This window comes from Streptomyces sp. NPDC052682 (assembly GCF_040678435.1).
GTDB lineage: Bacteria > Actinomycetota > Actinomycetes > Streptomycetales > Streptomycetaceae > Streptomyces.
The window spans coordinates 24,663-37,039 of sequence record NZ_JBFATS010000010.1; the positions used below are offsets into that span (position 1 = coordinate 24,663).

Annotated in this window: 12 protein-coding genes; 5 read left to right on the forward strand and 7 right to left on the reverse strand. The window is 71.4% G+C overall.

What is annotated here, in order from left to right; all coding sequences use genetic code 11:
- On the forward strand, nt 1-840 hold the full coding sequence (locus AB0K80_RS17280) for an arylamine N-acetyltransferase (RefSeq protein ID WP_365670354.1): 840 nt from the start codon (nt 1-3) through the stop codon (nt 838-840).
- Nucleotides 841-846: 6 nt separating this feature from the next.
- On the opposite strand, the gene argS is transcribed toward AB0K80_RS17280, so the two are convergent.
- Nucleotides 847-2,610, reverse strand: a complete 1,764-nt coding sequence (argS, locus tag AB0K80_RS17285) for an arginine--tRNA ligase (RefSeq protein WP_365670357.1) — start codon at nt 2,608-2,610, stop codon at nt 847-849.
- A 130-nt stretch (nt 2,611-2,740) separates the two neighbouring features.
- Between argS and lysS the strand changes: the two genes are divergently transcribed.
- Nucleotides 2,741-4,492, forward strand: a complete 1,752-nt coding sequence (lysS, locus tag AB0K80_RS17290; RefSeq protein ID WP_365670359.1) for a lysine--tRNA ligase — start codon at nt 2,741-2,743, stop codon at nt 4,490-4,492.
- Between the two features lie 45 nt (nt 4,493-4,537).
- Here the strand turns inward: lysS and AB0K80_RS17295 are convergent, their stop codons facing one another.
- From AB0K80_RS17295 to AB0K80_RS17305, 3 genes are all read right to left on the reverse strand, one after another.
- The gene (locus tag AB0K80_RS17295; protein WP_365670361.1) at nt 4,538-5,830 is read right to left on the reverse strand and encodes a DUF2637 domain-containing protein; all 1,293 of its coding nucleotides are present in this window, start codon (nt 5,828-5,830) and stop codon (nt 4,538-4,540) included.
- A gap of 92 nt (nt 5,831-5,922) precedes the next feature.
- Nucleotides 5,923-6,831, reverse strand: a complete 909-nt coding sequence (locus tag AB0K80_RS17300) for a DUF3558 family protein (protein ID WP_365670363.1) — start codon at nt 6,829-6,831, stop codon at nt 5,923-5,925.
- Nucleotides 6,832-6,950: 119 nt separating this feature from the next.
- Nucleotides 6,951-7,781: a DUF3558 domain-containing protein gene (locus tag AB0K80_RS17305; RefSeq protein WP_365670815.1), complete on the reverse strand. Its 831-nt coding sequence runs from the start codon at nt 7,779-7,781 to the stop codon at nt 6,951-6,953.
- A 214-nt stretch (nt 7,782-7,995) separates the two neighbouring features.
- Here AB0K80_RS17305 and AB0K80_RS17310 point away from each other — a divergent pair, with 214 nt between their 5' ends.
- Nucleotides 7,996-9,189: an RtcB family protein gene (locus AB0K80_RS17310; protein ID WP_365670366.1), complete on the forward strand. Its 1,194-nt coding sequence runs from the start codon at nt 7,996-7,998 to the stop codon at nt 9,187-9,189.
- Between the two features lie 25 nt (nt 9,190-9,214).
- Here the strand turns inward: AB0K80_RS17310 and AB0K80_RS17315 are convergent, their stop codons facing one another.
- Nucleotides 9,215-9,991 carry an SDR family NAD(P)-dependent oxidoreductase gene (locus AB0K80_RS17315; RefSeq protein ID WP_365670369.1) on the reverse strand — a complete coding sequence of 259 codons (777 nt, stop codon included), beginning with the start codon at nt 9,989-9,991 and terminating at the stop codon, nt 9,215-9,217.
- 138 nt (nt 9,992-10,129) lie between these two features.
- Here AB0K80_RS17315 and AB0K80_RS17320 point away from each other — a divergent pair, with 138 nt between their 5' ends.
- Nucleotides 10,130-10,570: a nuclear transport factor 2 family protein gene (locus AB0K80_RS17320; protein WP_365670371.1), complete on the forward strand. Its 441-nt coding sequence runs from the start codon at nt 10,130-10,132 to the stop codon at nt 10,568-10,570.
- Between the two features lie 18 nt (nt 10,571-10,588).
- On the opposite strand, the gene AB0K80_RS17325 is transcribed toward AB0K80_RS17320, so the two are convergent.
- On the reverse strand, nt 10,589-10,924 hold the full coding sequence (locus AB0K80_RS17325; protein ID WP_365670373.1) for a YnfA family protein: 336 nt from the start codon (nt 10,922-10,924) through the stop codon (nt 10,589-10,591).
- A 549-nt stretch (nt 10,925-11,473) separates the two neighbouring features.
- Between AB0K80_RS17325 and AB0K80_RS17330 the strand changes: the two genes are divergently transcribed.
- A complete protein-coding gene (locus tag AB0K80_RS17330) occupies nt 11,474-11,947 on the forward strand; it encodes a MarR family winged helix-turn-helix transcriptional regulator (protein ID WP_365670374.1) in 474 nt (157 codons plus the stop codon).
- Here the strand turns inward: AB0K80_RS17330 and AB0K80_RS17335 are convergent.
- Nucleotides 11,944-12,363, reverse strand: a complete 420-nt coding sequence (locus AB0K80_RS17335; RefSeq protein ID WP_365670376.1) for a helix-turn-helix domain-containing protein — start codon at nt 12,361-12,363, stop codon at nt 11,944-11,946. The genes AB0K80_RS17330 and AB0K80_RS17335 overlap by 4 nt on opposite strands.
- Nucleotides 12,364-12,377 lie beyond the last annotated feature (14 nt).

Sequence of the window (12,377 nt, forward strand, 5' to 3'; positions counted from 1 at the left end):
ATGTCTGAGACAAGGCAGTTCACACAGTCCGACCTCGACGCGTACCTCCGGCGGATCGGCTGGAGCGGGGAGCGGCGGGCCGACGCGGCGACGCTGCGGGGTGTGCATCTGGCCCACATACGGGCGATCCCGTTCGAGAACCTGGACGCCCTGCGCCGTACGGCCCCCTCCCTCGACCCCGGCGACCTGATGGCCAAGCTGGTGCACAGCCGGCGCGGCGGCTACTGCTACGAGCACAACACCCTGTTCGCGGGCGCCCTGGAGGCGCTGGGCTTCCGGGTGACCCGGCTGGCCGCGCGGGTCGTGGTGGGCGCGGACCGGTTCGACAGCCGTCCGCGCACCCACATGGCGCTGCTCGCCGAGGCGCCGGGCGACCCGCAGCCGTACCTGGCCGACGTCGGCTTCGGCGCCGTCGGCAGCCTGCTCGAGCCGGTGCCGCTGACCGCCGGGGTCGCGTTCCGGAGCGGGGGCCGGCGGCACCGGCTCCAGCACGCGCCGCACCCGGGCCCCCTGAAGCTGTGGGTGCTTCAGGCGTACCAGGCGGGCCAGGGCGGCTGGGAGGCGCAGTACGCCTTCACCGTCGAGCCGTTCGAGCGGCCCGACTTCGACGTCATCAACTGGCACATCGCCACCAACCCGCGCTCCCCCTTCACCCAGCGCCTGCACGTGCAGCGCGTCACCCCCGACGCCCACCTCGGCCTGACGGGCCGCCTGTTCACCGACACCCGCGCCGACGGCACCGTCACCAAGCGGGAGCTGACCGAGGAGGCGGAGGTACGGCGGGTGCTGGACGAGGAGTTCGGCATCGAGGCGCCGCAGGGGATGACGCTGCTGACCTGACGGGCCTCAGAGCCGCTCGGGCGTCCTGATCCCCAGCAGGGCCATGCCCTGGTGCAGCGTGCGGGCCGTGACGTCGCACAGGAACAGGCGGTTCTCCACCTGCTCGGGCGTCTCGGCCTTCAGCACCGGGCACTTGTCGTAGAACGACGTGTACAGCGACGCCAGCTGGTAGAGGTAGGCCGCCAGCTTGTGCGGGGCGTACTCGGCCGCCGCCTCCGCCACCAGCTCCGCGAACGCGTCCACGTGCAGGCCCAGCGCCCGCTCCGCCGCGTGCAGCGCCAGCTCCGGGTGCGCGGCCGGGCGGACCTCCCCGGCCTTGCGCAGGATCGACCGGATACGCGCGTACGCGTACTGCAGGTACACGCTGGTGTCGCCGTTGAGCGAGACCATCTGGTCCAGGTCGAACTTGTAGTCCCGGTTCGCCGACGTCGACAGGTCCGCGTACTTCACCGCGCCGATGCCCACCTGGGCACCCCGCTCGGCGATCTCCTCCTCCGACAGGTCCTGCGCCTTCTCCCGCACGACGGCCGAGGCGCGGTCGATGGCCTCGTCGAGGAGGTCGACCAGCCGCACGGTCTCGCCCTCACGGGTCTTGAACGGCTTGCCGTCCTTGCCGAGGACCGTGCCGAAGGCCAGCTGCACGGCGTGCACGTCGTCGTTCAGCCAGCCGGCCCGCCGCGCGGTCTCGAAGACCATCTTGAAGTGCAGCGACTGCCGGGCGTCGACGACGTACAGCAGGGTGTTCGCCTTCAGGTTGAAGACGCGGTCCCTGATCGCCGACAGGTCGGTCGCCGCGTAGCCGTAGCCGCCGTCCGACTTCTGCACGATCAGCGGGACCGGCTTGCCGTCCGGGCCCTTGACGTCGTCGAAGAACACGCACAGCGCGCCCTCGGAGCGGACCGCGACGCCCGACTCCTCCAGCAGGCGGCAGGTCTCGGCGAGCATGTCGTTGTAGCCGGACTCGCCGACGATGTCCGCGTCCCGGATCTCCATGTCCAGCTTCTCGAAGACGGAGAAGAAGTAGATCTTCGACTCGTCCACGAACTTCTGCCACATGGCGAGGGTGTGCGGGTCCCCGGCCTGGAGGTCCACCACCCGGCGGCGGGCCCGCGTCTTGAACTCCTCGTCCGAGTCGAACAGCCTGCGCGCCGCCTTGTAGAGGCGGTCGAGGTTCGACATCGCCTCCTCGCCGGTGATCTCGGCGTCCTTGTGGTCCAGCTCGTGCGGGTGCTCGTCCAGGTACTGGATGAGCATGCCGAACTGGGTGCCCCAGTCGCCGATGTGGTGCCGGCGGACCACCGACTCGCCCGTGAACTCCAGCAGCTTCACCACCGAGTCGCCGATCACCGCCGAGCGCAGGTGCCCGACGTGCATCTCCTTGGCCACGTTCGGCTGGGCGTAGTCGATGACGGTGGTGCCCGGCGCGTCGGCGAAGGGCACGCCCAGGCGGCCGGTGTCGTCCGCGTACCGCGCGGCGAGGTTCTCGGTGATCGCCCGGTCGGTGAGCGTGATGTTGAGGAAGCCCGGGCCGGAGACCTCGATGTCCTTGATCACGTCACCGGTGACGACCTGGGAGACGACCTGCGTCGCCAGCTCCCGCGGGTTCGCCTTCGCCTTCTTCGCCAGCGCCAGGATCCCGTTGGCCTGGAAGTCCGCCCGGTCGCTGCGTCGCAGCAGCGGGTCCGCGCCGTCGGCCTCCGGCAGGGCAGCCGAGAGGGCGGACGCGAGGCGCTGGTGGACGGAGGCGGTGAGGGACGTGACCGAGGCCATAGGAATGGGTGCCGTTCTCCTCGTGGGGATGGATAGACACGGCCAGTATCCCACGGGGGGTAAAGCCGTTTTCCGGCGCGCGGGACGGTCTGGGAGAATGACCCGGTCAGTACCTTCAGAACAAGAGGACGTGCCGATCGTGGCTCAGAGCACCGAGACCACCGACTGGGTCTCCCGTTTCGCGGATGAGGTCATCGAGGAGTCGGAGCGCCGGGCCCCGGGCAAACCGGTCGTCGTCGCGTCCGGACTGTCGCCGTCCGGCCCCATCCACCTCGGCAACCTGCGCGAGGTCATGACCCCGCACCTCGTCGCCGACGAGATCCGCCGCCGGGGTCACCAGGTGCGCCACCTCATCTCCTGGGACGACTACGACCGCTACCGCAAGGTGCCGGCCGGTGTCGCCGGGGTCGACGAGTCGTGGTCCGAGCACATCGGCAAGCCGCTCACCTCGGTGCCGGCGCCGAAGGGCTCCCCGTACCCGAACTGGGCCGAGCACTTCAAGGCCGCGATGATCGAGTCGCTCGGCCAGCTCGGCGTGGAGTTCGACGGCATCAGCCAGACCCGGCAGTACACCTCCGGTGTCTACCGCGAGCAGATCCTGCACGCGATGCGGCACCGCGCCGACATCGACGCCGTCCTCGCCCAGTACCGGACCAAGCCCAAGCCCGCCGAGCAGAAGAAGCAGCAGGCGCAGCAGAAGCCGGTCGACGAGGCCGAGCTGGAGGCCGCCGAGGGCTCCGGCGCCGCCTCCGAGGACGACGGGTCGGGCTCCGCCGGGTACTTCCCGTACAAGCCGTACTGCGGCAACTGCGAGAAGGACTTCACCACCGTCACCGCCTACGACGACGACTCCACCGAGATGACGTACGCCTGCACCGCGTGCGGCTTCTCCGAGACCGTCCGGCTCAGCGAGTTCAACCGCGGCAAGCTGGTCTGGAAGGTCGACTGGCCCATGCGCTGGGCGTACGAGGGCGTGATCTTCGAGCCGTCCGGCGTCGACCACTCCTCCCCGGGCTCCTCCTTCCAGGTCGGCGGGCAGATCGTCGGCATCTTCGGCGGCAAGCAGCCGATCGGCCCGATGTACGCCTTCGTCGGCATCTCCGGCATGGCCAAGATGTCGTCCTCGCGCGGCGGCGTCCCCACGCCCGCCGACGCCCTGCAGATCATGGAGCCGCAGCTGCTGCGCTGGCTGTACGCCCGGCGCAAGCCCAACCAGTCCTTCAAGATCGCCTTCGACCAGGAGATCCAGCGCCTGTACGACGAGTGGGACCGGCTCGAGGCCAAGGTCGCCGACGGCACCGCCCTGCCGGCGGACGTGGCCGCGCACTCCCGTGCCGTGCGCACGGCCGCCGGGGAGCTGCCGAAGACCCCGCGCCCGCTGCCGTACCGCACCCTGGCCTCCGTCGCCGACATCACCGCCGGCCACGAGGACCAGGCGCTGCGCATCCTCAGCGAGCTCGACCCGTCCCGGCCGCTGTCCTCCCTGGACGAGGCACGGCCGCGCTACGACAAGGCCGAGGCGTGGATCAACACCCACGTCCCCGCCGACCAGCGCACCATCGTCCGCGACGAGCCCGACACCGAGCTGCTGAAGTCGCTGGACGACCAGGGCCGGGAGTCGATCCGGCTGCTGCTGGACGGGCTGGCGGAGCACTGGTCGCTGGACGGGCTCACCCACCTCGTCTACGGCGTGCCCAAGGTCCAGGCCGGATTCTCCGCCGACGCCACCCCGAAGGAGCTGCCGCCGGAGATCAAGACGGCCCAGCGGTCCTTCTTCGCGCTGCTGTACCAGCTGCTCGTCGGCCGGGACACCGGGCCCCGGCTGCCCACGCTGCTGCTGGCCGTGGGGCAGGAGCGGGTGCGCAGGCTGCTCGGGGAGTGACGCCCTGACGACAGCGCCCGGTGCCGCGCGGCACCGGGCGCTTTCTCATGCGATGTGCTCCTCTTCCAGCTCCTTGTTGTGGCGGGTGCTGAAGCGTTCCACCATGCGTTTGGCCTCGGCACCCTCGATACGGATGCCGAACTCGGCCTCCACGTTGTCCATGAACTGGTTCGGCGTCGGATAGCTGCCGTTGATCGACTGCTTGAACACCTGGTAGTACGCGTCCTCGTCCGGCTCCACGAACTGCGGCGCACCGCCGCCCTCGCCCAGTACGCGGGTCCGGCCCGGGCCCGCCGGGACGGGAAAGCCGCCCGTCTCCTCCGGGGAGGGTTCCGGGGCCGGGGGTTCCTGCTGGTACTGGTCCTGGTACTGCTCCGCCTCGCGCTGCTCCGCGTACCACTGGGCGTAGTGCTCGTCCGGGTCGTAGTCGGGGTCGTACCCGCCGTGGTACTCGACCTCGCGCGGCGCGAACCAGGGGCTCAGCTCCGGCTCGGGCTCCGGTTCGGGCTCCCTCTCCGGCTCGCGTACGGGCTGCTCGGCGTACGGGTGGCTTGCCAGCTCGGGGCGCTGCCGGGCCGCGGGGGCCGACTGCGGCTGGGGCTGCTGCCGAGCGGCCTCGCTGTGCGGCGCCGGCGGGATCAGCGCCGGCTCGATGCCCGCCGCCGCCAGGCCCGCCGGGGCCGTCTCCGCGAGCGGGACGCCGTAGCGGGCCAGGCGCAGCGGCATCAGCGACTCCACCGGGGCCTTCCTGCGCCAGGCACGCCCGAAGCGGGACCGCAGCCGCGCCTGGTAGACGAGACGTTCCTGCTCCAGCTTGATCACCTGGTCGTAGGAGCGCAGCTCCCACAGCTTCATACGGCGCCACAGCAGGAACGTCGGGACCGGCGACAGCAGCCACCGGGTCAGGCGGACGCCCTCCATGTGCTTGTCCGCCGTGATGTCCGCGATCCGGCCGATCGCGTGCCGGGCCGCCTCGACCGCCACCACGAACAGCACCGGGATCACCGCGTGCATCCCGGTGCCGAGCGGATCCGGCCACGCCGCCGCGCCGTTGAAGGCGATCGTCGCCGCCGTCAGCAGCCACGCCGTCTGCCGCAGCAGCGGGAACGGGATACGGATCCAGGTGAGCAGCAGGTCGAGGGCGAGCAGCACGCAGATGCCCGCGTCGATGCCGATCGGGAAGACGTAGGAGAAGTTCCCGAAGCCCTTCTTCAGGGCCAGTTCCCGCACGGCCGCATACGAGCCCGCGAAGCCGATCCCGGCGATCACGACGGCACCGGTGACGACCACGCCGATGAGAACCCGGTGCATCCGTGTCAGCTGCAATGGCGCGGCCACCCGTACTCCCCTCCCGTTGCGTGTTGTTGCGCGCAACAGAGTGGCACACCTGTGCGGAGAACGGGTGGCCGGTTCTGGTGGGTGGGCGTCGGTCAGCTCTTCTTCGCGGCGGACTCGGACGCCGAGGCGCTCGGGGAGGCGCTCTTCGAGGCGTCCCCGGACGGCGACGCCGAGGGCGACTTGGACGGCTTCGACGGCGACCCGGAGGCCGACGGCGCGCTGCTCGCCGTACCGCCGGAGCCGGCACCCTCGCCCGAGCCGTTCGCGGCGGCCACCGCGGCCACCGCCTCCTTGGCCGCCTTCTTCGCCGCCTTCATCAGGTCGTCGGCGTCCGGCGTCTTGTCACCCGCCAGGCCCGCGCCGTTGTAGTCGACCGTGACGACCACGTTCTCGACCCGCGCCACCACCGTCTGCTGCTTGAAGGTGCCTTCCTTCTTCTTCAGGTCGTAGCGCACCGCCGTCGCCTCGTCGCCCGTGCCCGTCACCGGCTCGGACTTGGCGTTCTTGGCGCCCTCCGCGGACTGGACGTCCTGCACCTGCTTCGCGTAGTACTCCTGGGCCAGCTTGTCGCCCGCGCCGCGCGTGACGTCGGACTCGAAACGCAGCATCGACACGTTCAGCCAGCGGAACTGGGAGCCCTTGACGCCGTTGTTGTCCAGGCTGCTCCAGGAGCAGCTGGCGCGCGTCGACAGGTCGTTCGACGTGCCCTCCTTGCCGGACTTGCCCTTCGGGACGAGGTCGCCCAGCGTCTTCTTCGACAGCACCTTGCAGGGCTCCGGGAGCTTGTCGAACGCCGCCGCCTGCACCGTCGGGGACGGGCTCGCGGACGCCGACGCGGCGGCGCCCGCCGTCTTCTCCCCGCCGTCACCGGAGCCGGAGTCCGAGGAGCAGCCGGCGGCGACCAGCATCACGGGGACGGCGGCCGCGCAGACAAGGACGCGGTGGAGGTGCTTCGCTCGCGGGTCTCGCTGTGCTCGTCGCTGCATGGTTCCTTCACTCATGACACTCGTGGTTCCTGCGGTCCGGAACGGGTCCGAGTGGTCACGGTACGCGGTGCGGCAACCGCCCGGTCGTGCTTCACCCGCTTCGGCGGGACCCGTGAAGGGCGGGTGAAACAGCCTCAGCCGCTCAGCGAATCCGCCAGCTGGACGGCCAGTTTCCGGGCTCTGTCCTGCATTTCCTTGCTGTCCGGGACGACCCCGAGACGCGTCGGCTGCTCCGTGTACTCGATCGTCACGATCACGTTCGACGTGCGGAACGCCACAGTCACCGTGCGCTGCTCGGCCGTCGAACCCGAGTCGCTCAGTTCGTCGTCGAGGAACGCCTCGTCGCCGAGGTCCTCCAGCACGCGGGGCTGGAGATCGGTCGAGGCGGCGGACGGGGAGGAGGGGGAAGAGGGGGAGGCGGGGGAGGAGGACGGCGCGGCCGAACCGGACGGGGACGCGGAGGCGGAGGCGCCGGGCTCGGCGGCGGACGCGCTGCCGGAGTCCGTCACCGTCGGCTCGGGAAGGTGCGCGTCCGCCTCCCTGGTCGCGAACAGCTGCTCGGCCTGGGCCTCGTCGCTCACCGAGCCGTCGTACGACACCACCCGCTCGAAGTCGACCAGCAGCCGGTCGGTGGCGTCCGCCGAGTCCACCTTCCAGCGGCAGCCGACCCGGCGGTCCGTGTCGTAGGTGACCGTCGCCTCGCCCGCGTACGCCGTCGCGCGCTGCTGCTCGTCGGTGATCTGCCGGATGCCGGGCAGGAGTTCGTCCAGGGTCTCCTGGCCCACCGCCCCGCAGGGCTCCGGCAGGGTGCGGTACCTGCCCGGCTCGGCCACCGCGGAAGCCGTGCCCGCGCTGCCCGGGTTGGCGTTGTCCGTCGGGTCGTCGTCGCCCGAGCCGCCGGTGCAGCCGGCCAGCAGGGCCGCGAGGAGTGCGGCGACGCCGGGTACGTACGCCTTCCGCTGCACGGTCAGGCTCCTCTCGATGGTGTCTCGGCCCTGCATCTCCAGTGTCCCCGCTGGTTATTCGCTTGCCGCGCGGGGGCGTGGGCTGGAGACAATGTCTATCGCACGCACTGCCGTGGACGCCGGTCCGTCATCCCTTTTCGCCGACCTTGGCGCCGGTATTGCGATTCGAAACTTCTGTTTGTTTCCGGGGGACTTCCGGGGGATTGAGGGCGTTATGTCGTACGTGGAGCTGCCGGGCGCGAAGGTGCCCATCCGGATGTGGACCGACCCGGCGACGGTGGAGGAGGGCGCGCTCCAGCAGCTGCGCAACGTAGCCACCCTGCCGTGGATCAAGGGGCTGGCCGTGATGCCCGACGTGCACTACGGCAAGGGCGCGACGGTCGGTTCCGTCATCGCCATGCGGGGCGCGGTGTGCCCGGCGGCGGTCGGGGTCGACATCGGCTGCGGGATGTCGGCGGTGAAGACGTCCCTGACGGCGAACGACCTGCCCGGGGATCTGTCGCGGCTGCGGTCGCGCATCGAGCAGGTGATTCCGGTGGGGCGGGGGATGCATCAGGAGCCGGTCGATCCGGGGCGGCTGCACGGGTTCCCGACCGCGGGGTGGGAGGACTTCTGGGCGCGGTTCGGCGATGTCGCGGAAGCGGTCAAGTTCCGTCATGAGCGTGCGGAAAAGCAGATGGGAACGCTCGGAAGCGGCAACCACTTTGTCGAGGTCTGCACGGATACAACCGGTTCTGTCTGGCTGATGCTCCACTCCGGTTCCCGCAACATCGGCAAGGAACTGGCCGAGCACCACATCGGCGTCGCCCAGAAGCTCCCGCACAACCAGGGCCTGGTCGACCGGGACCTCGCCGTCTTCGTCGCGGACACCCCGCAGATGGCCGCCTACCGCAACGACCTGTTCTGGGCGCAGGAGTACGCCAAGTACAACCGCTCGATCATGATGGCGCTCCTGAAGGACGTGATCCGCAAGGAGTTCAGGAAGGCGAAGCCGGCCTTCGAGCCGGAGATCTCCTGCCACCACAACTACGTGGCGGAGGAACGGTACGAGGGCATGGACCTGCTGGTGACCCGCAAGGGCGCGATCCGGGCCGGCTCCGGCGAGTACGGGATCATCCCCGGCTCGATGGGCACGGGTTCGTACATCGTGAAGGGCCTCGGCAACGACAGGTCCTTCAACTCCGCGTCGCACGGCGCGGGCCGGCGTATGAGCCGCAACGCCGCCAAGCGGCGCTTCACGACCAAGGACCTGGAGGAGCAGACCCGGGGCGTGGAGTGCCGCAAGGACTCCGGTGTCGTGGACGAGATCCCGGGCGCCTACAAGCCGATCGAGCAGGTCATCGACCAGCAGCGGGACCTCGTGGAGGTCGTGGCGAAGCTGAAGCAGGTGGTGTGCGTCAAGGGCTGACGCACACCGGGCCGGCCCGACCCGCTCACCGCTCCCGGTGGACCTTGGTGTTCGACGCCTGGGCGCGGGGGCGGACGACGAGGAGGTCGATGTTGACGTGGCTGGGGCGGGTGACCGCCCAGGTGATGGTGTCGGCCACGTCGTCGGCGGTCAGGGGCTCGGCGACGCCCTCGTAGACCTTCGCGGCCTTCTCCTGGTCGCCGCCGAAGCGGGTCAGGGCGAACTCGTCCGTCTTGACCATGCCGGGCGCGATCTCGATGACGCGCACCGGCTGTCCGACGATCTCCAGGCGCAGGGTCTCGGCCAGGACGTGCGCGCCGTGCTTGGCGGCGACGTAGCCCGCGCCGCCCTCGTACGTGGCGTGACCGGCGGTGGAGGAGACCACGACCACCGTGCCGTCGCCGCTGGCGATCAGCTTGGGCAGCAGGGCCTGGGTGAGGTTGAGGGTGCCGATGACGTTGGTCTCGTACATCCGGCGCCAGTCGGCCGGGTCGCCGGTGGCCACCGGGTCGGCGCCCAGTGCGCCGCCCGCGTTGTTCACGAGGACGCCGACGGTCTTGAAGGCGGTGGCGAACTCGTCCACGGCGGCGCGGTCGGTGACGTCCAGCTGGTAGGCCGTTGCCGAGTGGCCCGCTGCGGTGATCTCCTCCGCCAGCGCCTCGATGCGGTCCTTGCGGCGGGCGGTGAGCACCACGCGGTAGCCGGCCGCGGCGAGCTGCCGGGCCGTCGCGGCGCCGATGCCGCTGCTCGCACCGGTGACGACGGCGATGCGGGAGGCGGCGGACGGTGCGGCGGTGGCCATCGGCTGCTCCTGGAAGGCTCGTACGGTCGGCTGGCGTCAAGCGTAGGTGACGCCTGCCGGCCCTCCGGCCGGGGTGCGGAGCCCTCCGGCCGGGTGGGAAAATCGAGGCGGGTGATCCTCCGGGCCGGGAGGTGGACCATGGGACGGGCACGCGAGGTGATGGACCGGCTCACCGAGGCGGTCACCGTCAAGCCGGACCTCGAGGCGCTCTGGGAGCTGTTCGCCGAGGACGCGGTCGCCGTCACGCCCGACGGCGGCGAGATCCACGGGCGGGACCGGATCGTGGCGTGGTGGCGGCAGACCACGGACGCGATCCCGGAGGCCAGGTTCGAGCCGCTGCACCTGTACGAGGTCGGCGACACCGCCATCGACGAGGGTTTCTTCGGCGGGCGGAACACCGGGCCGCTGCAGGTGCCGTCCGGAGAGGTGCTGCCGGCGACGCAGCGGGAGATCCGGGTCCGCGGAGTGGATCTGGTGACCGTGGGGGAGGACGGCCGGATCGTCAGCTACCGGCTCTACTTCGACCAGTTGGACTTCCTCGGGCAGCTCGGGCTGCTGCCCGACGTGCCGGCGTCCTGAGGGCGGGCGCCGCCCGCCTCAGCCGCCCCGCGGCGCCCACATGATCAGCGCCATGCCGGTGAGGCACACCAGCGCCCCGGCCATGTCCCAGCGGTCCGGGCGGTAGCCGTCCGCGACCACGCCCCACAGGATCGACCCGGCCACGAAGATCCCGCCGTACGCGGCGAGGACCCGGCCGAAGTGGGCGTCGGGCTGGAAGGTCGCGACGAAGCCGTACGCGCCGAGGGCGAGGACGCCGCCCGCGGCCCACAGCCAGCCGCGGTGCTCGCGCACGCCCTGCCACACCAGCCAGGCGCCGCCGATCTCCAGGAGCGCGGCGAGGGCGAACAGGGCGGCGGAGCGGAGGATCAGCATGGGGGCAGCTTCGCACGCCCCGGACCAGGCCCCGGCGTCACCGGGGGCTGCATGGCTACGGCCTCGGGGGAGTGAGGAGTGGGCGGTATGCGCACGCGACCACGGGCCGACCGCCGTGCTGGACGGCGGCGGTGCGGCTGCGCCGGCCGGTGGTGCCGGCGGACCGCGACCGGGGCGACGACCGGCAGCGGGTGCTCGTGCCGGTCATGGGGGACGTGTACGCGGTCTGAGTGAGGCGCGTTCGCCGGCGCGGGGCGCCGGGCGGTGGGCGTCGTACGATCGATCTCTGCACGGCGCAGAGGCCGGTGCGGAGGCCGGCCGCAGCGGGCAGCGCATCGGCCGGCGCGTTGCACGGTGCCGGGCGGCGTCACGGGATGGTGTCACGGGATGGCGTGGGCAACGGCGTCTCAGGGCGGCGTCACGGAGCGGCGTGGAGGGCGGCCTTCCAGGGCCGCGCAGGAGACGGCGTCACGGGACGGCGTGGAAGAGACCGCGTCACCGGGCGGTGCGCGGTGCGGCGGGCGGCGGTGCGGACGAAGGGTGGACGGTATGGCGGGCACGGCACGGAAGCGGCTGCTGGACGAGTTGTCCACCGTCTCCCGCCGCTACATGGCGTCCTACGCCCTGTTCAACCAGGCCGTCGCCGACCGCATCGGCCTGCACCCGACCGATCTGCAGTGCCTGAACCTGCTGACGCTGGAGGACGGGCCGGTGACCACGGGCCGCGTCGCCGAGCTGACCGGGCTGACCACCGGGTCGGCGACCCGGCTGGTGGACCGGCTGGAGCGGGCGGGGTACGTCGTGCGGCAGCGGGACGCGGCCGACCGGCGCAAGGTGCTGGTGGTGACGGTGCCGGAGAAGATCGCCGAGTTCGGGCGGATGTGGGAGCGGCTGGGCGGCGGCTGGGTGGCGCTCTTCGACGACCTGGACGACTCCGAGCTCGCCCTGCTCATCGACCACATGAGGCGTACGACGGAGTTCAGCGCCGAGCAGGTCGCCCGGCTGCGGGCGGAGCGGGTCTAACGCTCCGCCAGGTCCCCGGGGTTCTCCGCGTCGTACCGCTCCCGGGCCGCGTGGACCTCGTCGAAGTGGGTCTCGGCCCAGTCCTTCACGGCGGCCAGCAGCGCGGCGAGGCTGTGGCCGAGCGGGGTGAGCTCGTAGTCGACGCGGACCGGGACGGACGGGGTCACGGCGCGGGAGACGAGGCCGTCGCGTTCCAGTGCACGCAGCGTCTGGGTCAGCATCTTGGGGCTGACGCCGGCGACCCTGCGGCTGAGTTCGCTGTAGCGCATCGGGCCGGTGCGCAGCGCGGCGACGACGAGGCTCACCCACTTGTCGCTCAGGCGGCCGAGGAGCTGGTGGGTGGGGCAGCTGCGGACGAACGCGTCGTAGGCGAGGCGGGCCTGTGCGCGGCGCTGGGCCGCCGTCATGGTCGCCATGCTCTCCTCCGGGT